Annotated in this window: 24 protein-coding genes; 8 read left to right on the forward strand and 16 right to left on the reverse strand. The window is 66.4% G+C overall.

Going from position 1 to position 20,711, the window contains the following annotated elements:
- Positions 1–428: 428 nt before the first annotated feature.
- Entirely contained in the window at positions 429–1,298 is an 870-nt protein-coding gene (locus A5699_RS25810) for a GNAT family N-acetyltransferase (RefSeq protein WP_231965832.1), read from the reverse strand.
- A 64-nt stretch (positions 1,299–1,362) separates the two neighbouring features.
- Entirely contained in the window at positions 1,363–2,025 is a 663-nt protein-coding gene (locus tag A5699_RS25815; RefSeq protein WP_067775948.1) for a TetR/AcrR family transcriptional regulator, read from the reverse strand.
- A gap of 189 nt (positions 2,026–2,214) precedes the next feature.
- On the opposite strand from A5699_RS25815, the gene A5699_RS25820 reads away from it, so the two are divergent.
- Entirely contained in the window at positions 2,215–2,640 is a 426-nt protein-coding gene (locus A5699_RS25820; RefSeq protein WP_067775951.1) for an MmpS family transport accessory protein, read from the forward strand.
- Positions 2,637–5,555: an RND family transporter gene (locus A5699_RS25825; protein WP_067775954.1), complete on the forward strand. Its 2,919-nt coding sequence runs from the start codon at positions 2,637–2,639 to the stop codon at positions 5,553–5,555. The genes A5699_RS25820 and A5699_RS25825 overlap by 4 nt, the downstream gene beginning before the upstream one ends.
- Before the next feature lie 27 nt (positions 5,556–5,582).
- On the opposite strand, the gene A5699_RS25830 is transcribed toward A5699_RS25825, so the two are convergent.
- Genes A5699_RS25830 through A5699_RS25840 form a run of 3 tightly spaced genes read right to left on the reverse strand, consistent with a single transcriptional unit; the run spans position 5,583 to position 7,817 of the window.
- The gene (locus A5699_RS25830) at positions 5,583–6,710 is read right to left on the reverse strand and encodes a nitronate monooxygenase family protein (protein WP_067775957.1); all 1,128 of its coding nucleotides are present in this window, start codon (positions 6,708–6,710) and stop codon (positions 5,583–5,585) included.
- A 57-nt stretch (positions 6,711–6,767) separates the two neighbouring features.
- Positions 6,768–7,544 carry an S-methyl-5'-thioadenosine phosphorylase gene (locus tag A5699_RS25835; RefSeq protein ID WP_067775960.1) on the reverse strand — a complete coding sequence of 259 codons (777 nt, stop codon included), beginning with the start codon at positions 7,542–7,544 and terminating at the stop codon, positions 6,768–6,770.
- Positions 7,545–7,550: 6 nt separating this feature from the next.
- Complete coding sequence (locus A5699_RS25840; protein WP_067775963.1) at positions 7,551–7,817, reverse strand: hypothetical protein; 267 nt, start codon at positions 7,815–7,817, stop codon at positions 7,551–7,553.
- A gap of 59 nt (positions 7,818–7,876) precedes the next feature.
- On the opposite strand from A5699_RS25840, the gene A5699_RS25845 reads away from it, so the two are divergent.
- A complete protein-coding gene (locus A5699_RS25845; protein WP_067776181.1) occupies positions 7,877–8,749 on the forward strand; it encodes a 1,4-dihydroxy-2-naphthoate polyprenyltransferase in 873 nt (290 codons plus the stop codon).
- An 80-nt stretch (positions 8,750–8,829) separates the two neighbouring features.
- Here the strand turns inward: A5699_RS25845 and A5699_RS25850 are convergent, their stop codons facing one another.
- Both A5699_RS25850 and A5699_RS25855 read right to left on the reverse strand, forming a co-directional pair.
- The gene (locus A5699_RS25850; protein ID WP_067775966.1) at positions 8,830–9,396 is read right to left on the reverse strand and encodes a Clp protease N-terminal domain-containing protein; all 567 of its coding nucleotides are present in this window, start codon (positions 9,394–9,396) and stop codon (positions 8,830–8,832) included.
- A gap of 1 nt (position 9,397) precedes the next feature.
- Positions 9,398–9,613, reverse strand: coding sequence for a helix-turn-helix domain-containing protein (locus tag A5699_RS25855; protein WP_067775969.1), 216 nt, complete (start codon positions 9,611–9,613; stop codon positions 9,398–9,400).
- Between the two features lie 139 nt (positions 9,614–9,752).
- Between A5699_RS25855 and A5699_RS25860 the strand changes: the two genes are divergently transcribed.
- Positions 9,753–11,108 carry an MFS transporter gene (locus A5699_RS25860; protein WP_067775972.1) on the forward strand — a complete coding sequence of 452 codons (1,356 nt, stop codon included), beginning with the start codon at positions 9,753–9,755 and terminating at the stop codon, positions 11,106–11,108.
- Here the strand turns inward: A5699_RS25860 and A5699_RS25865 are convergent.
- Positions 11,105–11,386, reverse strand: a complete 282-nt coding sequence (locus A5699_RS25865) for a DUF4229 domain-containing protein (RefSeq protein WP_067775974.1) — start codon at positions 11,384–11,386, stop codon at positions 11,105–11,107. The genes A5699_RS25860 and A5699_RS25865 overlap by 4 nt on opposite strands.
- 75 nt (positions 11,387–11,461) lie before the next feature.
- On the opposite strand from A5699_RS25865, the gene A5699_RS29395 reads away from it, so the two are divergent.
- Positions 11,462–11,623, forward strand: coding sequence for a hypothetical protein (locus A5699_RS29395; RefSeq protein WP_139335052.1), 162 nt, complete (start codon positions 11,462–11,464; stop codon positions 11,621–11,623).
- Between the two features lie 6 nt (positions 11,624–11,629).
- On the opposite strand, the gene A5699_RS25870 is transcribed toward A5699_RS29395, so the two are convergent.
- From A5699_RS25870 to A5699_RS25905, 8 genes are all read right to left on the reverse strand, one after another.
- A complete protein-coding gene (locus tag A5699_RS25870; RefSeq protein ID WP_197508399.1) occupies positions 11,630–12,898 on the reverse strand; it encodes a MinD/ParA family protein in 1,269 nt (422 codons plus the stop codon).
- A gap of 139 nt (positions 12,899–13,037) precedes the next feature.
- A complete protein-coding gene (ccsB, locus tag A5699_RS25875; protein ID WP_067775977.1) occupies positions 13,038–14,018 on the reverse strand; it encodes a c-type cytochrome biogenesis protein CcsB in 981 nt (326 codons plus the stop codon).
- Positions 14,015–15,556, reverse strand: a complete 1,542-nt coding sequence (locus tag A5699_RS25880) for a cytochrome c biogenesis protein ResB (RefSeq protein ID WP_231965838.1) — start codon at positions 15,554–15,556, stop codon at positions 14,015–14,017. The genes ccsB and A5699_RS25880 overlap by 4 nt, the downstream gene beginning before the upstream one ends.
- 107 nt (positions 15,557–15,663) lie before the next feature.
- Positions 15,664–16,443, reverse strand: a complete 780-nt coding sequence (locus A5699_RS25885) for a cytochrome c biogenesis CcdA family protein (RefSeq protein ID WP_067775983.1) — start codon at positions 16,441–16,443, stop codon at positions 15,664–15,666.
- The gene (locus A5699_RS25890) at positions 16,440–17,063 is read right to left on the reverse strand and encodes a TlpA disulfide reductase family protein (RefSeq protein ID WP_067775986.1); all 624 of its coding nucleotides are present in this window, start codon (positions 17,061–17,063) and stop codon (positions 16,440–16,442) included. The genes A5699_RS25885 and A5699_RS25890 overlap by 4 nt, the downstream gene beginning before the upstream one ends.
- Entirely contained in the window at positions 17,064–17,651 is a 588-nt protein-coding gene (locus tag A5699_RS25895) for a histidine phosphatase family protein (protein ID WP_067775989.1), read from the reverse strand.
- 20 nt (positions 17,652–17,671) lie between these two features.
- A complete protein-coding gene (hemL, locus tag A5699_RS25900; RefSeq protein WP_067775992.1) occupies positions 17,672–18,982 on the reverse strand; it encodes a glutamate-1-semialdehyde 2,1-aminomutase in 1,311 nt (436 codons plus the stop codon).
- 83 nt (positions 18,983–19,065) lie between these two features.
- Complete coding sequence (locus A5699_RS25905) at positions 19,066–19,452, reverse strand: nitroreductase/quinone reductase family protein (protein ID WP_067776186.1); 387 nt, start codon at positions 19,450–19,452, stop codon at positions 19,066–19,068.
- A 99-nt stretch (positions 19,453–19,551) separates the two neighbouring features.
- Here A5699_RS25905 and A5699_RS25910 point away from each other — a divergent pair, with 99 nt between their 5' ends.
- The 3 genes from A5699_RS25910 to A5699_RS25920 all read left to right on the forward strand — a co-directional run bounded on the left by A5699_RS25910 (position 19,552) and on the right by A5699_RS25920 (position 20,656).
- On the forward strand, positions 19,552–19,776 hold the full coding sequence (locus A5699_RS25910; protein ID WP_067776189.1) for a type II toxin-antitoxin system CcdA family antitoxin: 225 nt from the start codon (positions 19,552–19,554) through the stop codon (positions 19,774–19,776).
- A 26-nt stretch (positions 19,777–19,802) separates the two neighbouring features.
- Positions 19,803–20,183: a type II toxin-antitoxin system VapC family toxin gene (locus A5699_RS25915; RefSeq protein WP_231965833.1), complete on the forward strand. Its 381-nt coding sequence runs from the start codon at positions 19,803–19,805 to the stop codon at positions 20,181–20,183.
- A gap of 89 nt (positions 20,184–20,272) precedes the next feature.
- Positions 20,273–20,656 carry a nitroreductase family deazaflavin-dependent oxidoreductase gene (locus A5699_RS25920; protein WP_067775998.1) on the forward strand — a complete coding sequence of 128 codons (384 nt, stop codon included), beginning with the start codon at positions 20,273–20,275 and terminating at the stop codon, positions 20,654–20,656.
- Positions 20,657–20,711: the final 55 nt, after the last annotated feature.

The following is a 20,711-nucleotide window of genomic DNA, read 5'->3' on the forward strand; positions in this document are numbered from 1 at the left end:
TGCCCGCCTATGAGCGACAATTCAGCGACAATCGCCACATAGCACAACACAGGCCTCAGCAAACCCATTGTCGCTCAACGATTATGCCACTCACGTATCCCCTACCCCATGGGCATCATCTGCCCAGTGCCCGCATGCCAGCGACTCTGTCGCTGATAGCTGGACAGCCCAAAATCCGTGTCGTATGGGGCTTTTGGTATTTGAGTGGCAAAAGTGCTGAATGACCGTGTGACAAACGGTGCCCATGGTGCCCACGCGGCGATTGTCGCTGAATTGTCGCTCATAGGCGGGCAGTTCGACACCCCATCGCCAACGCGACGGGCCCAAGCGCCGCGACCGCATCTGCCCTGGACAATCGAACGGCCAAGAAAGGCGGAAAGTCGGTCGAGGGGCGACGGCAGTCTCGTTGTGACAACATCGGTTTCGAGCTAGGCCGGCTCAACTGCTTTTACGAGAATCGCCCGCGTGTAGAGCAGCTGAAAACCGCTGCGCTGCACGTTGTGCTGGGACGCCGAGCCGGGTGCCGTTGTCACCACGGCGATCTCGCACCCGGCGTCGGCCGCGTCGGCCAGCCGCGCCGCCAGCAGTGCCGCCTGCACGCCGCGGCGGCGGTAGGCAGGTGCCGTCGCAGCTCCGGCCAACTGGGCGATCGAGCCGTTCAGCCGCATCGCCGCGCCCCCGGCGATGACTCCGTCACACAGCGCGACATATGCGGTGGCCCCTGCCTTTTCCATGTCCCGTTCAGCGCGCTCGATGATGTCGACGGGAAACTGCTCATGGCTGACCGGACCCTCACCGTCGGGATGGGCGAAGCCCTCCACCACAACCTGCACCCATGCGGTCAGATCGTCGGCCCGGCGCACCTGCACGTCGGTCTCCGGCCGGCTCTCGTCGCGGATCGGCCGGCCCAGCACGTTCTCGAACTCGACCAGCCGGTAGCCACGGCCCGACAACAGACCGATGATCTCGGGATCGGCGAGGTTGGACAACTCCACGCGGGTATCACTGCCACGGGCCGCGAATGCCCGCTCGATCTCGCCGAGCACCGCCTCGTCGGGCACCCCGTCGAAGCCGAGCCCGACCACCTTGTTCATCGGGGACCCGGCCTCGGCAAAACAGGCGAAGCCGCCCGCGAGCGGCAGCACGAGGCCGTCGGCGCCGCGGTCTGCGGCAGCGCGTGTGGCGGCCACGACCAGGTCGGCCTCGGCCCGCTCGATACGCCGGGCCAGTTCGGGTCCACAGAAGAGTTGATCGACGAACGTGTCTGAGCCGCTGCCGATGTCACCATTGATCACCACGCCGATATTGTGCCCACACAAGCGATTCCGAAACCTGAGCACCGGCACCCCCGGATGCCGCGCGTCAGCACGGCGGGCCGGCGGGCTCCCACGTCTGCATCGCGGTGTCGAGCGCCTCGTCGCCGAGTGCGGCCACGGGCACGGGCTGCTGCCCCTCACGGTGGCGCATGCCGTCGAGCAGGATCGTCACGTAGCGGCGCCACAGCTCCGGCTGGACGTGGCCGGCCCACTCGCTGACCGTGCCGGCCAACAGGCTCAGGATCGGTACATCCGTGGATTGCACGTCGGGCCGCAGGTGACCGTCGTCACGCGCACGCTCGACGAGTCTGGTCACCGGCGGGGACAGCCGCTTACGTGAACACTCCACGCCGTAGCCCCCGTAGGCCCGGCTGTAGACCATCTCGCGCAGGCCTCGATCGGTGGCCGTCAACTCGCAGAGATGCTCCACGAACCACACGAAGCCTTCCCATGAATCCTCTTGCTGCAGAGCGGCTTCAGCCAGGCCGACCACTTGATCGATGCCGTCTTCGAAGACCGCGTCGAGCAACTCTTCCTTGGTGGCGAACCGGCGGTAGACCGTGCCCACCCCAACGCCGGCGTGGTGCGCCACGTCGTTGAGCGTGGCCTCCAGCCCTTTCTCGGCGAACAGTTCCCGCGCAGCCTCGAGCACCCGCTGTCGATTGCGCTCTGCGTCCTTACGCAGGGCACGACGGGGTTCCTCGGACATGACGCCAGTCTAAGTGACCGTCGTCATAAGTGGATTGTATCTATCCACTTAATCCGATAACTTTACGCTTCGAACTGTGTAGGCCGCCTAATAGCGAGGGTCGGCGCGAACGCATCGAAACGTCGGGAGGCCACCAATGACAGCTGTCATCGATATGCCCGCCGCGGCCCTCTCCCCGGGGCGACCGCAGTGACCAAGGCAATCCGACGAATATGGCTTCCCGTCCTGATCATCATCGCGATGGGGGCCGGCGTGCTGATCGTGATGAACGTTCGCAAGGTGTTCGGCGCTCATCCGGTGATCATCACTGAGGTCACGTCGGACAACGCCGAGGATTTCAACCCCAAATTCGTGAAATACGAGATCTACGGCACCGGCAGCACCGCCGTCATCAACTACATGGATCTCGAGGGCAAACCGCAGCGCACCGGAACTGTGCCGCTGCCATGGACTTTGACGTTGCAGACCACCCTGCCCTCGGTACAGCCGAACATCATGGCCCAGGGCGACGGAGACAGCATCAGTTGCCGAGTCACCGTCGATGACGAGGTCAAAGAAGAAAGAACGGCTACTGGATTGAACGCACAAACCTTCTGCTTTGTGAAGGCAGCATGAGCAGCCCCAGGGAAGAAACCCAGACCGACGAGACCCCGACCGACGCCATCGCAACGGGGCGCCACGCGGCACCCCCGCGCCCGCTGATCCCGCGATTCATCCGGGCGTTCGCCCTGCCGATCATCCTGGCGTGGATCGTGATCGTCGCATTGCTCAACACCGTCGTCCCACAACTCGAGGTCGTCGGAAAGATGCGCGCGGTGTCGATGAGCCCCAACGACGCGCCGTCGATGATCGCCATCAAAGAGGTCGGCAAGAAGTTCCAGGAGTACGACACCAGCAGCTCGGTGATGGTCGTCCTCGAAGGCGACGAGCCGCTGGGCATCGAGGCGCACGTCTTCTACGACCAGATGGTGCGTGAACTGCGCGCGGACACCACCCACGTGCAGCATGTGCAGGACTTCTGGGGAGACACCCTGACCGCCAAGGGCGCCCAGAGCCGCGACGGCAAGGCCGCCTACGTGCAGGTCTACATCGCCGGTGACCAGGGTGAGACGCTGGCCAACGAGTCGGTCGAGGCGGTGCGGCGCATCGCCACCGAAACCCCTGCACCCGATGGCGTCAAGGCGTATGTCACCGGATCCGCGGCCTCCAGCACCGACCAGAACATCGTCGGCGACGAGAGCATGAAGCTGATCGAGCTCGTCACCTTCGGCGTCATCGCGGTGATGCTGCTGGGCGTCTACCGATCGGTCATCACCACGCTGATCGTGCTGGGCATGGTCGTCCTCGAATTGTCCGGCGCCCGTGGACTTGTCGCGTTGCTGGGCTACAACGACTTCTTCGGCCTCACGACATTCGCGACCAACATGCTGGTGACGTTGGCCATCGCCGCGGCCACCGACTACGCCATCTTCCTGATCGGCCGATATCAGGAAGCACGAAGAGCCGGCGAGGACAAAGAAGCGGCCTACTACGACATGTTCCACGGCACGGCCCATGTCGTGCTCGCGTCGGGCCTGACCATCGCCGGTGCGACGTTCTGCCTGCACTTCACCCGCCTGCCGTACTTCCAGACCATGGGCATCCCCCTGGCAATCGGAATGACGATGGTGGTCGCCATGGCGCTGACCCTGGGGCCGGCAGCCATCTCGGTGTTCACCCGATTCGGCAAGATCCTTGAGCCCAAGCGGTATTCGAAGTCGCGCGGGTGGCATCGCGTCGGCACCGCCACGGTCCGTTGGCCGGGGGCCATCCTGGTGTGCGCCATCGTGGCCGCGTTGGTCGGCTTGCTGGCCCTGCCCGGCTACCACACCACCTATAACGACCGCATCTTCCTGCCCTCCGACGTCGGGACGAACGTCGGATACGACGCGGCGTTCCGGCACTTCTCGCAGGCCAAGATGAACCCGGACCTGATGATGATCGAGTCCGACCGCGATCTGCGAAACCCGGCCGATTTCCTGGTGATCGACAAGATCGCCAAGGCCCTCAAGAACGTGCATGGCATCGCCCAGGTACAGACCATCACCCGTCCCGACGGCGATCCGATCAAGCACTCGACGATTCCGTACACGCTGGGCCAGAGCGGCACCACCCAGCTGATGAACAACGACTACGCGCAGGCGAATCTGCAGAATCTGCTCGACCAGGCCGACGATCTGCAGACCAGCATCGACGCGATGACCGAAATGATGAGCATCCAAACGGATCTCGCAGCGGTGTCACAGCGCATGGCCGACAAGATGAAGACGACGTCGAACGACATGTCCGATGTACGTGACCATCTGGCCGACTTCGACGACCAGTTCCGCCCCCTGCGCAACTACCTGTACTGGGAGCCGCACTGCTTCGACATCCCCATGTGCTGGTCGCTGCGCTCGATCTTCGACGCCCTCGACGGCATCAACACGATGTCCGACGACTTCCAGGAGCTGGTCCCCGAGATGCAGCGCATGGCCGATCTGATGCCGAAGATGGTCGCCACCATGCCGCGGCAGATCCAGTCGATGAAGCACCAGAAAGAGCTGCTGCTCAACCAGTATCAGGTGCAGAAGGCGCAGCAGGATCAGACGGTGGCGATGCAGAACACCGCCACCGCCATGAGCGAGGCGTTCGACACGGCCAAGAACGACGACTCGTTCTACCTGCCGCCGGAGGCTTTCGAGACCGACGACTTCCAGCGCGGACTCAAGCTGTTCATGTCCCCCGATGGACATGCAGTGCGGTTCACCATCATTCACCAGGGTGATCCGCTGACGCCGGAGGGCACCGCCCGCATCGCGCCGCTGAAGGTCGCCGCGGCCGACGCGATCAAGGGAACTCCGCTGGAGGGCGCCAAGATCTACCTCGGTGGCAGCTCGGCGACGTACCACGACATGCAGCTGGGCGCCGACTACGACCTGATCATCGTCGCGGCCGCGGCCCTGATCCTGATCTTCATCATCATGTTGGTGCTCACCCGGGCCGTGGTGGCCTCGGCGGTGATCGTCGGCACGGTGGTGCTGAGTCTCGCCTCGGCGTTCGGGCTGTCGGTGCTGCTGTGGCAGCACATCGTGGGAATTCCGTTGCACTGGATGGTGATGCCGATGTCGGTCATCGTCCTGCTGGCCGTGGGCGCGGATTACAACCTGCTGCTGGTATCCCGGATCAAGGAAGAGATCCATGCCGGCCTGAAGACCGGCATCATCCGGGCCATGGTCGGCACCGGCGCCGTGGTGACCGCTGCAGGCCTGGTGTTCGCGTTCACCATGATGTCGATGGCGGTGAGCAGTCTGATCGTGATCGGTCAGGTCGGCACGACGATCGGCCTCGGCCTGCTGTTCGACACGCTGGTGGTCCGCTCGCTGATGACACCGTCCATCGCGACACTGCTCGGCCGCTGGTTCTGGTGGCCGCAACATGTCCGGCAGCGTCCGGTACCGCAACCGTGGCCCAAGCCGATCCAGCGCAGCCCCGAGGAAGCGGTGGTCTGAGGGGTCGGGCCCCTCAGACCGGCCGGCTCAGTCCGGAAGTGAGTTGCTCAACCGCTCGGTGGCAGCGAGGTAGTCCTCGATGAACTCGCGGACCACCTCGCGGGCCGGCTTGACCTTGTTCATCAAGCCCACGCCCTGCCCGACGAAGTAGGTGGCCAGCGCTTGGGCACCCGGGTGCCCTTGGGCGGCAAGGGCATCCACTCGGCGGATGACCGGCTCGGCCAGCATGTTCTGTAGCGGCAGCCCGAGGGTCTGATGGCCGCCGGGGTTCGGCTGCCAGGCGTCGGTCCAATCCGAGCGCAGCTGGCGGGCCGGCTTTCCGGTGCGGCCGGTCGAGCGCACGGTGTCCCGCGAGGTCGCCGCGAGCATCTTCTGCACGGTGTGCGGTGCGGTCTCGGCCTCCTCCGTCGTCAACCACACCGAGCCGGTCCACGCCCCGGCCGCACCCATCGCGACCGCCGCGGCCATCTGCCGGCCCGTCACGATGCCGCCGGCGGCGAGCACCGGGATGTCGCTGCCCGCTTGCTCCAGCGTCTCCAGCACCTCCGGGACGAGCACCAGAGTCGACACCTCACCACAGTGCCCACCGGCCTCGGTGCCCTGCGCGATGATCAGATCCACCCCGGCCTGCACCTGCTTAAGGGCGTGTTCGCGGGCGCCGACGAGGGCCGCCACCGGAACCCCGCGCTCACGCCCGGCCTCGATCATGTAATCCGGCGGCACCCCGAGGGCGTTGGCGATCAGCTTGATCGGGTGGCTCATCGCCACGTCGAGCAACTCGCGACCGGTGTCACCGGACAGTGAGGATCCACCGAAGCGCTGCTTGGCCTCGGGTTCGATGTCGTGATCGGCCAGCAGTTGTGCGACGAATTCGCGGTATTCGGCCGGGATGCGGTCGGTCAACTGCCCGCGGGACAGGTTCTCGCCCTTGCCCTCGAATTTCGCCGGCACGATGATGTCGGCGCCGTAGGGTTTGCCGCCGACCTGCTCGTCGATCCAGGACAACTCCTGGTCCAACTGCTCGGGGGTGTACGCGGTGGCACCGAGCACGCCGAAACCTCCGGCGTTGGTCACCGCGGCCACCACGTCACGGCAGTGGCTGAAGGCGAAGAGCGGAAAGTCGATACCGAACTGCTCACAGATCGCGGGTTTCACCCCGCCAGTATCAACCCTTCAACTTGACGGGTGTCAAGTGGCTGCCGGTTCGGGCCGTCAGGGCAGGTCGAACGGCAACTTCACGCCGTCGTGGGCCAGGCAGCGAGTGCACGCGCGCTCGGCGTCGACGCTCTCGAGGGCCTGATGGACCAATTTCTTGAACGGCACGATGTTGCGTTGAAACTCGGCGAACACGTCCACCGTCGTCACCCCGGAGCCGGCCTCGATACCGGCGTCCAGATCCGTCACCAAAGCGATTGCCGCATAACACATCTCAAGCTCACGCGCCAAGACCGCCTCGGGGTAGCCGGTCATGTTGACCAGGCTGAAACCCTGATCGGCGAACCACCGGCTCTCGGCCCGGGTGGAAAACCGCGGGCCCTGGATCACCACCATGGTGGCGCCGTCGACGACGCCGGGCAGCCCGGCCGCCGCCGACCGCAGCGTCGGGCAGTACGGGTCGGCGAAACTCACGTGGATGCCGCCGGAATCGAAGTACGTGTCGGCGCGGCCGCGCGTGCGGTCCACCAACTGATCGGGCACCACGATCGAACCCGGACCCCACTCGGCGGTCAGGCTGCCCACCGCGCACGGCGCGAAGATCCGTCGCACCCCCAGCGTGCGCAGCGCCCACATGTTGGCCCGGTACGGGACCGTGTGCGGCGAGAACTCGTGGTCCACGCCGTGGCGCGGCAGGAACGCCACCTCCTGCCCACCGACCGCGCCGATGGTGATCGGCGCGCTCGGGGCGCCGTAGGGCGTGTCCACACTGACCGTGCGGGACTCGGGCCCGAAGAACGAATAGAAACCACTACCGCCGATGACGCCCAGCATGCAGTGCTATTCAGCCTTGTCCGGGGTCACGTCGGCCGGGCCGTCGGCAACATCGGTGGCATCCTCGAAGTCCCCGTCGAAATCCTCGTTGGCCTTGCGGGCGCCGTCGGCGATCTCGAACACATCGGTGGCCAGACCGCCGATCGCCGAGGCGACGTCCTTGACCGCCGTGGTGATGATCGAGGTGACCTGCCCAACCGTCGTGGCCACCGCCTCGACGGATTCCTGCAGCACGTCCTTGCCGATCTCGGTCTTGCTGAGCTGCTCCTTCATGTGGCCCAGTGTAAGAGTCCGCGCGGTGGTGCACCGGGTCAGCTCATACGATGACCGTCGTGGCCAGTTTCGCGCAATGGATCGAAGGCGCTCGTCCTCGCACCCTGCCCAATGCCGTCGCGCCCGTGCTCGCCGGGACCGGCGCGGCCGCCTGGGCCGGGTCGGCGGTGTGGTGGAAAGCGTTGCTGGCATTGGCCGTATCCCTCGCGCTCATCATCGGGGTGAACTACGCCAACGACTACTCCGACGGCATCCGCGGCACCGACGACGTGCGCTCGGGACCGTTGCGGCTGGTGGGTTCCAAGCTGGCCTCACCGCGGGCGGTGGTGACCGCGGCGGTGACGAGCCTGGCGGTCGGTGCGGTGGCAGGACTGGTGCTGGCGGCGGTCAGCGCGCCGTGGCTGATCGCGGTCGGCGCGGTGTGCATCGCCGGGGCCTGGCTCTACACCGGCGGCAAGAAGCCCTACGGCTACCTCGGGCTCGGCGAGGTGGCGGTGTTCATCTTCTTCGGCCTGGTCGCGGTACTGGGCACGCAGTACACCCAGGCCCTGCGCATCGACTGGGTAGGTCTGGTCGCGGCGGTGGCGATGGGTTCGCTGTCGTCGGCCGTGCTGGTGGCCAACAACCTGCGCGACATCCCCACCGACAGCCAGTCCGGCAAGATCACGCTGGCCGTGCGGCTCGGCGAGGCCCGGACCCGCCTGCTGTATCAGGTGCTGGTGGCGGTGGCCCTGGTGTTGCCGTTGGTTCTGATGGCGGCGACGCCGTGGTGTGCGTTCGGGCTGTTGGCGGTTGCCCCCGCACTACGTGCCTTGCGGCCGGTGCGCGACGGCAGCACCGGCGCCAAACTGATCCCGGTGCTGCGCGACACCGGGCTGACCATGCTCGTGTGGTCGCTCGCGGTGTCGGTGGCGCTGTTGCTGGCCGGGTAGACAAGCCGATTTCCACCTGGGGGCTGTGATTCGTCGGCGCCCACGACCCTCACGTGGAAACCGGCAGGCCGGGCGTGCGCCTACGCCGCGTTGTCGAGGAGCCCGACGACCCCGTCGCGCAACTCGCCGGCACCGACGTGCTCGGTGATCAAGGCAACCGCCCGGTCGTCTCCCCCGCGCAGGATCGCGAGCAGGATGTGCTCGCATCCGATGTAACCGTCCTTGTGCGCCAAGGACTCCCGCAACGCCAGCTCCAACACCTTCTTGGCGGGTTTGGTGAAAGGCAGGTGCCCGCGGCGCCGCCGACGGCGGCCGGTGCTGCGCAGCGCATTGTCGAACGCGCCGGCGCCGAAGGTGTGGTCGACGTTGGCCCGCACCGCCCCCAGGTCGATCCCGATCGACCGCAACGCCTCCGCATCGCCGTCGAACGCTTCGTCAGCGGGTGCGTCAGCAGACACCAACTCAGCCCGAACCACATCAGAGGTCAGGCCGAAACCGGCCAGCAGGGCGGACAATTCGCGGCCGGAACTCTGCAACACCCCGACCAAGATGTGTTCGGGCCGGATGTCGTTGGCCTCCAGTTCGCGAGCCTCCTCCTGGGCCAGGACCACCGCGACGCGCGCGTGACGACTGAACCTTTCGAACATGTCATCCCTTTCGATTGTGCTTCTGGTGCACGGCCTGACGACTGACCTCGAGGGCATCTGCGATCGCCTGCCAGCTCCAGCCCTGCTCACGGGCATTGGCCACGTGAATCGCCTCCAGGCGCTCCTGAAGGCGCTGCAAGGCCCGCACCGCCCGCAGCCCGACGGCAGGGTCCGAGCTGCTGACGCCGTCGGCGATCAACTCGTTGAGATCACTCATGCTGTCAAGGTAAGTTGACATTCGAGAGCTGTCAAGGAAAGTTGACATTACGCGCTTCGTGGCGCGTCCAAAGGTCGCCCCGGCACCACTGGGAGTGCACTAACGTGGCCGTCGGCCTGCAACGCCGACCATCTGGAGGATGCGCGTGACCACTTCGACCGAGGCGCACCAGCCCGCGCCCTCGAGCCGCGCCGAAACGCGACGGGCCATCTGGAACACCATCAAGGGTTCGTCGGGCAACCTCGTCGAGTGGTATGACGTCTACGTCTACACCGTGTTCGCCACGTACTTCGAGGCGCAGTTCTTCGACCCGGCCGACAAGAACGCCACGGTCTACGTCTACGCGATCTTCGCGATCACGTTCCTCACCCGCCCGCTGGGCTCGTGGTTCTTCGGCCGCTTCGCCGACCGACGCGGCCGCCGCGCGGCGCTGACCGTCAGCGTCTCGCTGATGGCCGCGTGCTCGATGGTCATCGCGTTGGTGCCTTCGCGCGAAACCATCGGCCTCGCAGCGCCGATCATCCTGATCCTGTGCCGGCTGGTGCAGGGTTTCGCCACCGGCGGCGAGTACGGCACCTCGGCCACCTACATGTCCGAGGCCGCCACCCGCGAACGTCGCGGCTTCTTCTCCTCGTTCCAGTACGTCACCCTGGTCGGCGGTCACGTGCTGGCGCAGTTCACCCTGCTGCTCATCCTGACCGCGTTCACCCCCGAGCAGGTTCACGAATTCGGTTGGCGCATCGGCTTTGCCATCGGCGGGGTGGCCGCCGTGGTGGTGTTCTGGCTGCGGCGGAGCATGGACGAATCCCTGTCGGCCGAACAACTCGAGGCGATCCGGGAGGGCAAGGACACCAGCTCGGGGTCACTACGCGAGCTGGTCACCCGGTACTGGAGACCGCTTCTGCTGTGCTTCATGATCACCATGGGTGGCACGCTGGCCTTCTACGCCTACAGCGTCAACGCCCCGGCGATCGTCAAGACCACCTACAAAGACCAGGCCATGACGGCGACCTGGGTGAACCTGATCGGGCTGATCTTCCTGATGGCCATCCAGCCGGTCGGCGGCATGATCAGCGACAAGGTGGGCCGCAAACCGCTGCTGATCTGGTTCGGTATCGGCGGGGTGCTCTACACCTACGTCCTGTTCACCTATCTGCCCCAGACACATTCACCGCTGCTGTCGTTCCTTCTGGTCATCATCGGGTACGTGATCCTGACCGGCTACACGTCGATCAACGCCCTGGTGAAATCCGAACTCTTCCCGTCCCATGTCCGTGCCCTCGGGGTGGGCGTCGGCTACGCCCTGGCCAATTCGATGTTCGGCGGTACCGCGCCGGTGATCTACCAGGCGCTCAAGGACCGTGACCACGTTCCGTGGTTCATCGCCTACGTCACGGTGTGCATCGCGATCTCACTGGCGGTGTACGTCTTCTGCCTCAAGAACAAGTCTGACACCTACCTGGACCGCGAGAAAGGATCGGCGTTCCTGCGCTAGCCCGCTTTCGGCGGCTCGTCGCCCCGCAACCGCGCCTGCAGCTGCTCACGATCCTTGCGTCGACGCTCGTCGACCAGCGCGATGGACGCCGTCGCACGCTCGCGCAGCGGGCGGAACAGCCAGATCCCGACCGGCAGCGCGATCACGATCGCGAACAACAACGCCACCACGACCGGGAAATCCCCGGCGATCAGATGCCCCACGCCGTAGATCGCCGCGGTCAGCACGGCCACCAGCACCAACCGGGCAACCAGATATACCGCGACATCGGTGACCATGCGCGAGGTCGAACCACTTCCTGACACGCTCCGAGCCTACCGACGACGCGTATATTCGGATCAAGGAGGTTTCGAGTGGCGTATCTACTCCTGCTCATAGCCGCAGCGAGCCTGGTGTACGTGGGCTGGCGGCTGGCGCGGGTCTCTTCCAGTCAACCCAGGACGCGGGTGATCGGGCCAGACGACGACCCGGATTTCCTGCGTCGACTCGGGCACGGCGACAACCCGCGTACCTGACCTGCGTCAGGCGCGCTTGTCCATCGACCGGCGCGCTCCGGCAAAGTCCGAGGCCACCACGGCCGCCAATTCGATGAGCGCCTCGCGGGTGGCAGGCTTGAGCCGATCCAAGCTGATCTCGGCGCCCTCCTCCAGATGCGGATCGAACGGCACCAGGCGCACCGCGCGGCAGCGCCGGGAAAAGTGATCGACCACCTTCGACAGATCGACCTTGCCCGAGCGGGGCCGCACCGCGTTGATCACCGCGATGGAATTGCGCACCAGATCCTGATGTCCGTGCGCGTCGAGCCAGTCCAACGTCGCCGAGGCACTGCGCGCCCCGTCGACCGAACCCGAACTGATCACCACCAGCACGTCGGCCTTGGACAGCACCGCCGACATCGCCGAATGCATCAACCCCGTGCCGCAATCGGTGAGCACCAGGCTGTAGAAGCGCTCCAGCACCTCAAGCGCACGCAGATAATCGTCGGAGCTGAAGGCCTCCGACACCGCCGGATCACTCTCGGACGCCAGCACTTCCAGCCGGCTCGGGCCCTGTGAGGTGTAGGCGCGCACGTCGCTGTAACGCTCGATACCTTCGGCGTCGCGCAGCAGGTGTCGCACCGTGGCGGCCGTCTCCAACGGCACCTTCTGGCTCAACGTGCCCCGGTCGGGGTTGGCGTCGACCGCGACCACGCGATCACCGCGGATCGAGGCAAACGTCGCGCCCAACGTCGCGGTGATCGTCGTCTTGCCCACCCCACCTTTCAGCGACATCAACGCGATCCGGTAGCAGCCCTGCAACGGCTGGCTGACCTCGGCGATCAAGTTGTTGCGGTGAGTGGTCTTGGGGCTTTCGCCCACGTTGACCTGTTTGAACGACGCCACGTACAGCGCCTTACGCCAGCCCGAGGTGGGCGGATTCTTGCGCTGGCCGAGCAGGGCCGTGGTGGACAGATCTCGGTAGGGCGTGGCGAAGTCCGCGGCGATCGGAGGCTCGGCAGCGGGGCCCTCGAACCGGGCGGGCGCCGGCGGTGCGGCGAGCACCGGGACGCCATGCGGCGGAGTCGGCGCCGTCCACTCCGCCGGCAACGGGGTGGACACCCCGGGCTCGGCCGGATTGCTGAAGCGTTGCTGATTACGGAACGCCGGCACCGGAGCGAACACCGAAGGGACAAGCGGAGGTTCGACGGCCGGACGTGGCGGGAGCGGGTCAGGGGCGGATGACTCGGCGGGCGCCTCGATGACCGGCGGGCCGGCCTGGTCGACGACGGTCGGCTCGTCGGCCGGCGGCAGGGGCGGGGTATCCGCCGTCTCGGACTCTGGGTGTTCGGACTCGGACACCGATCTTCCCTCCGTTCGGACAACTTGCCGTCGCCCGACCTTAGCGCGGTCCTCGAAGCGGATACCCACGCGGTGTGAATCGCGCTGAGGGCTAACCGACGCCGGCGTAAGAATGCAGACCCACCGTCACCAGGTTGATGAAGAACAGGTTGAAGACCATCGCGACGAAGCCCACCACGTTGATCCAGGCGGCCTTTCGATCACGCCAACCCGCGGTGGAGCGGGCATGCAGGTACGCCGCATAGACCACCCACGCGATGAACGACACCGTCTCCTTGGGGTCCCAGCCCCAGTAGCGGCCCCAGGCCTCCTCGGCCCAGATGGCGCCGAAGATCACGCCGAAGCCGAAGATCGGGAACGCGAAAATCGTGGTGCGGTAGGCAATTCGATCCAGCGTCTGGGCATCGGGCAGCCGTGAGATGACACGGCCCAGGCCGTTGTCCCGATCTGCCAGCGGCGACATCTTGAGCAGAAACAGGATGCTGGCCACACCGGCGACCAGGAACACCCCGGAGCCGAGGCTGACCACCGACACGTGAATGGGCAGCCAATAAGACTGCAGCGCAGGCATCACCGGGGCGGCGTTGGAGTACAGCCAGCGTCCCGACACCGTCAGCAGGATCAGCACCGGCACCAGAACGAACACCCACAGCGCGCGGTACTGCGGCTTGCGCAGCACGACGGCCGCCGCGACCAGGCCGCAGAAGCTGGTCAGGTTGATGAACTCGTACATGTTGCCCCACGGCACCCGCGAGGTGGCCAGCCCACGCAGCACGATGCAGATGAACAACATGCCGATGCCGACATAGGTCAGGGCCAGACCGGTCTTGCCGACGCGCTCGTCGAACGACCGCCGCGGTTCCTCGACGACGACGCCGGGGGTTGTGCTGTCGGCGCCCACGCGCGAGCCCACGGTGGCCCCGACCAGTTCCCTGGATTCGACTTTGCGGCCGCGGCTGTAGGCGAGTTCGATGGCGAGCAGGATCAGCCCGCCGACCAGGATCAGCACCGACGACGTGAACGCCCAGTCGGAGTATCTGGCCAGCCCGATGTCGATGTGCTCGGTATTCATGCGTCCTTCTCTCCTGCCGGCTGCTCGTAGCCCTCCAACAACCGCCCGGTCAGCTTCTCGAACTCGTCGCCCCAACCGGAGTTGTCGGTACGGGCCAGCCCGCCCAGCTCAACGTTCACCGTACCTGCAGAAGCGTTCACCGTACCTGCAGAAGCGGGCTGAATCCGAACCCAGATCCGACGGCGGCGCACCACCAACGACACCAGCAACCCGGCCATCATCGACATCGCGAACACCAGCACCCACACCTGGGCCGGGTCGTGGGACACCTGCAGGTTCACGAACGGGACGGCACCGTCGAACCGGACCTTGGTGCCGTCATCGAGGGTGGTGTCCTGACCTTCGACCAGGTTCACCCGGGCCACCTTCGTCAGCCGGTTCTGACCGATGAGCCGGGGATCGAGGGTGAACAGCGACTGGGGCCGGCCGGTGTCCAGCCCGGTGTCACCGCGGTAGATGTCCACGGCGACGGCGGGATCGTCGAGCGCCGGGAACTTCGACGACAGCAGCGTGCCCTCGAGTTCCTTGGTGGGCGCGAACAGACCCTGGATCGCGATCTGGTGCTTACGGCGCTCGTCGGGGTCGGGATACGTGCCCGCCGGCGGGTCGATGCGCATGACGCCCGACGACAGCAGGGTCAGCTGTTCCTCGGGCCGCCACTGGATGGTCTGGGTGCGCTGCTGCCCGTCGGGGAAGGTCACGGTGAACGTCGGGGCGTATCCGTGGCCCTGCAGGTACACCCGATCCCCGCCGATCCGCAGCGGGTGGTTGACCTCCAGGCGGTACGGCTGCCAGGTGTTGGCGGCCAGATCGTCACCGGCCTGGTAGTCGATGTCGGCAGCGAACGACAACGCCTGACCGGTGGGCAGATAATGCGCGTCGAAGTCGTTGACCCGCAGGCACATCGGGTTCAGTGCGGTGCCGTCGACGGTGTTGCCGGCCCGGAAGGAGTCGAACGCGGCCGGCGAGGCGGTGCAGAATCCCGGTCCGCCGTCGGCGATCACGATGACATTGCCCTCGTAGCCGAACAGTTTGCCGACCGCCACGGCAGCCAACAGGCCCAGCAGCGAGAAGTGGAAGACGATGTTGCCGAACTCGCGCAGATAGCCCTTCTCCGCTGAGACTTCGGTGATCCCGTCGTCTTGCTGCCGGGTGACCGTGCGCCAGCCCTTGAGCCGCTTCGTCACCGTTTCGGCGAGCTCGGCGGGCTCGGCGCTCACCTGGTCGTCGTAATGCTTGGGCAACCGGCCCAGGTTGCGCGGTGCCGGCACCGGCACTGCGCGCAGGTTGCGGAAGTGCTCGATCATGCGCGGGGTGAGGCATCCCACCAGCGAGATGAACAGCAGCACGTAGATCGCGGTGAACCAGAAGCTGGAGAACACGTCGAAGGCCTGCACGCGGTCCAGCCACGGCCCGATGGTGGGATGGGCGGCCAGGTATTCGTCGACCTTGGACTCGTTGAGGCTGCGTTGGGGCAACAGCGCACCGGGGATAGCCGCCAGCGCCAGCAGGAACAGCAGCACCAGCGCGGTGCCCATCGACGTCAGGGTCCGCCAGGTGTTGCGGATCAGCGCGAGCAGACGCAAACCCGTACCAAAACGCTGCTTTTTGGGCTGGTTTGTGTCTGCTCGCGGAGACACTTGGGTCATATCGGCAGCCTCACGTCACTGACGAATGCGTCGCGCACCCACGACACGAACTCGTTCCACAATCCGGTCACCAGCGCGGCGCCCACCAAGATCAACAACACCCCACCGAAGATCTGGATGGTGCGGGTGTGCCGACGCAACCAGCCCAGGCCGGTGACCGCCCGCGCCGAGCCCAGTGCCAGCACCACGAACGGGATACCCAGACCGAAGCAGTAGGCCAGCACCAGCACCACCCCGCGCGCCACCGTGGCCCCGTCGGTGGCCGAGGCCACCGCGATCACCCCGGTCAGCGTCGGGCCCAGGCAGGGCGTCCAGCCCAGGGCGAACACCGCGCCCAGCAGCGGCGCCCCCGCCATGGTCGACCATTGCCGCGGCGCGAACCGGGCCTGACGCTGCAGCGCCGGGATGAAGCCCACGAACACCAGCCCCATCACGATCGTCACCACACCGCCGATGCGTTGCAGCAGAACCTGATTGACGATCAGCGTGGTGGTCATCCCGAGCACCGCCACCGCGCCGAGCAGGAACACCACGGTGAAGCCCGCCACGAACAACGCCGCCGCCCCTGCCACCCGCCACCGCGCGGTCTTGACACCGACGGCACCCGATACCGCATCGGACTCGTCGACCCCGACGACCGCCGCCAGATACGACAGGTACCCGGGCACCAGCGGCACCACGCACGGCGAGGCGAAGGACACCAACCCGGCCAGCACGCTGATGCCCAGCGCCAGCAGCACCGGCCCGGCCGCGGCGATCTCGGCGAAACCGGTCACTTCTGTGCGCCTTCCGGCGCCGGTCCGGGTTCCTTGGTCAATCTGGCCAAGAGCGGCTCGAGATCCTCGGCCAGCAGTTCACGCAGGAACACCGCGGCGACCCGGTGTTGCCGGTCGAGCACCACGGTCGAGGGGATCACCGTGGTCGGGTACTTGCCCCCGAAGGCGATCATGGTGCGCATCGCCGGGTCGTAGATCGACGGAAAGGTGACCTTGCGGTCGGTGACGAAATCGACTGCGGCCTGGCGGTTGTTGTCGCGCACGTTGATGCCCAGAAACGCCACGCCCTGATCGTGCGTCTCGGTGTAGACCTTCTCCAGCTGACCGATCTCGGCCCGGCACGGCCCACACCACTGGCCCCAGACATTGATCACCACGACCTGGCCGGCGAAATCGTCGAGGGAGATGGTCTTGGCCGGGTCGGTCAACGAAGGCCCCGTCAATTTTCCTGGGCGGCCGCGGCTTTCGGGTGGGTCGTAGAAGATGTCGGTCTTCCCGCCGGGGGCGACGAACTCGAAGGTGCCGCCCTGGGCCACCGCGTCGTCACCCGTGGAGCATCCGGTGAGCAGCACCAGCCCCGCCAGCACCGCCACGCTCACCCGGGCGAACAACGACCTCATTCAGATGCCCCAGGGCTCCGTGTAGCCCCACCGGATCAGCTTGTCGTCATCGAAGGTGAACGACGTGATCGAGGACAGGTTGCACAGCCGGCTGTGCGGCAACGGCAGGTGGGCGAGCTTGCGCCCGATCATCGCCCGGCGCAGCGTCTCGACCGGAAGCTGGTGGCTCACGCATACGGCTTCGTGGCCGGCCGCCTTCTCCCGGGCCCGGTGCATGGCCGCCATCATCCGGGGCGCGATCTCCTCGTAGGGCTCACCCCACGACGGTTTGGCGGGATTGCGCAGCAGCGGCCAGTTCCGTGGGTCGCGCAGGGCGCCGTCGCCCGGGGACACTCGCTTGCCCTCGAAGACGTTCCACGACTCGATGAGGTCGTCGTCGGTGGCGATCGGCAGACTGTGCTTCTCGGCGATCGGCGCGGCCGTCTCCTGCGCCCGCTCCAGCGGCGAGGCCACCACGTAGACGATGTCCTTGTCGGCCAGCCAGTCCGCGGCAGCCTGCGCCTGCGCCCGGCCACGCTCGGAGAGGTGATAGTCCGGCAACCGGCCGTAGAGCACCTTCTCCGGGTTGTGGACCTCGCCGTGGCGCATCACGTGCACCGTTGTTCTGGTCACGCTGTGGCCTCCGCCGCGGCACGGGCCGCACCGGGCAGCGCGTCGGCGATGCGCTCGAACGCCTCGTCGTCCAAAACGCTTGACACAAACCAGGTTTCGAAGGCGCTGCACGGCGGATAGACCCCGGCCTCCAACAGTGCGTGGAAGAACGGTGGGAAACGCCAGGTTTCGGTGTCCTTGGCGGTGGCGAAGTCGGTGACCGGCTCCTCGGTGAAGAACACGCTGAGCATGTTGCCGGCGCGCTGAACCCGGTGCGCCACACCGGCATCGGTCAACGCACCGGTGAGTAGACCGGCCAGCCGGTCGGCGTTGGCGTCCACCCGGGCGTAGGCGGCGTCGTCGGCGTGACGCAACGTGGCCAGCCCGGCCGCCATCGCCACCGGGTTACCCGACAGCGTCCCGGCCTGGTAGACCGGCCCCAAGGGGGCCAGTCGCCCCATCACCTCGGCGCTGCCACCGAACGCGGCGGCCGGCAGGCCACCACTCATCACCTTGCCGAACGTGAAGATGTCGGCGTCGACGGGATCCAGTCCGTACCAACCCGAACGGCTCACCCGGAAGCCGGTCATCACCTCGTCGAGGATCAGCAGCGCGCCGTGGGCCGCGGTGATCCGGCGCAACGCGGCGTTGAACCCGCGCAGCGGCGGCACCGTGCCCATGTTGCCCGGGCTGGCTTCGGTGATGACACAAGCGATTTCGTCGCCGAATCGACCGAAGATCTCCTCCACGGCCTCGACGTTGTTGTACGGCAACACGATGGTGTCGGCCGCCGCGGCGCCGGTGACTCCCGGCGAGGACGGCAGTCCCAGGGTGGCGACGCCGGAGCCGGCGTCGGCCAGAAGCGCATCGCTGTGCCCGTGATAGCACCCGGAGAACTTGATGATCTTGGCGCGCCCGGTGTAGCCGCGGGCCAGCCGGATCGCGCTCATGGTCGCCTCGGTGCCCGAGTTGACCAGACGCAACCGCTCGACCGGGGACACCCGGGCGATGATCTCGGCGGCCAACTCGGTCTCCGACGGGGTCGGGGCGCCGAAGCTCAGACCGTCGGCGGCCACCTTCTGGACCGCCTCCACGACCGCCGGGTGCGCGTGGCCGAGCAGCATCGGCCCCCACGAGCAGACCAGGTCGACGTAACGATTGCCGTCGGCATCGGTGAGCCAGTAGCCCTGGGCGGAGGTGATGAACCTCGGGGTGCCCCCGACGGAGTTGAAGGCACGCACCGGGGAGTTCACCCCACCGGGGATAACTGCGCACGCGTCGGAGAACAGCTGGGCCGATCGCGGTGTGTGCGCTTGGTCAACACGCATGGCCACCAGTGTCCCAGCCGGTGCAAATGCGTCAACTACAGGGTGTAGTGGGCAGGGTCACCCATTCGCGTCACCCGCCCGCGTCACCCGACCGGTGTCAACGCGAACACCGGATGGTCGGCGTCATCGGGCAGATCGCGGAAGTAACCCTCCACCACTTTGCCGGCCAAGGGACGGTACGCCGCGATGACCGGTGCCCGTTGCGCTACCGGAACCTCGGCCGCGAGGTAGGTGTCCGACCCGAGCTGGACCCGGGGTTCGGCCCGCACATTGCGCACCCAATCCGCCTCGCCACGGGTGGAGACCAGGTATTTCACCCCGTCGACGACCGGAACGACGACCGGGAGCTGCTGCGGCTGCTTGTTGGTCCGCCGGGTCACGGTCAGCGTCTGACTATGCCCGGCGCCGGTGGCCATGGCGATCCGGTTGACCACCTTGCGGACGAACCACGGCGGTTTGAGATAGGCCATGTGTTCAGTCTCGGTGCTCGCCGTCGGTCGCGCCAAGGGATCGATCTGGTGGACAGCGAGATCCCCGATGGAAGCGGGGCACGTGTGTATAGTGTGTGTATGGCACGGCTGAATGTCTATGTCCCAGATGAGCTGGCCGATCGGGCGCGCTCAGCTGAGGTCAACGTGTCCGCAATAGTGCAGACGGCCCTCACCGAGGAGCTCGATCGCAGAGCGACGAACACTTGGCTCGACGCGCTTCCGCCGCTGCGCGGCCGTCGATCACACGAGGCGGCCATTACTGCCTTGGACGAAGCTCGCGACGAGTTCGGCGGGCCGCAATGAGCGCTGGGCAATCCCCAGCCGAGCATGTGGTGATCGACGCCTCTGCCCTTGTCGAGTTGTTGGGCGACTTCACGTACGGCGAGAGGGTGCAACAGCGTCTACGCGACACCCGCATGCATGCGCCCGCGCATCTCCACGCAGAAGTCTTGTCTACGTTGGGGCGACTCAATCGCGCAGGAACGATCGATGCTATCGACGTCGAAGCCGGACTCAACCGACTGGCGCACCTCCCGGTGCAACGTCACGACCTCGACTCGCTCATCCTCGGCGCATGGGCGCGTCGGGCAGACATCCGGCTGCTCGACGCGCTTTATGTCGAGTTGGCCAGTCAGCTCCGAATGCCGCTGCTTACCGTCGATCGCAAACTGGCCCGCATGTGTGGCATAGCTGAGGACCTCACGGCCTGATCTCGGCCTGATGAAATACCTCGGAGAAACCGATCGAAATCCGACCGTAGGAGGTTGTGACGCCTGTCGCGGCTGCGATTGAATCGGGTATGCAGTTGCCGCAATGGCTGGCCCGTGTCAACCGGTATGTCACCAATCCCATTCAAAAACTCTGGGCCGGCTGGGCGCCGCTGTACGGCATCCTCGAACACGTCGGGCGCACATCCGGTACCCGCTACCGCACTCCCCTGTCGGTGTTTCCCACCGATGAAGGCGTCGCGATCCTGCTCACCTACGGCCCGAACCGGGACTGGCTCAAGAACATCACCGCCGCCGGACACGCCCAGATGCGCCGCCACGGCAAGACCATCCAGCTCACCGATCCCCGGGTGGTGACGAAAGCCGAGGCGGCCGCCCGGGTGCGGGGCCGGGTGCGCCGGGTCTTCGAACGCGTCCCGGTCGAACAGGCGGTATTGCTTCGCCGGGTCGCCTGACCGGGTACGACGCCGGGCGCGCGGCGAAGTGGCGCGACTGTGTCCCCGACCACTG

The sequence above is a fragment of the Mycobacterium sp. E802 genome (genome assembly GCF_001666875.1).
Classification (GTDB): Bacteria; Actinomycetota; Actinomycetes; order Mycobacteriales; family Mycobacteriaceae; genus Mycobacterium.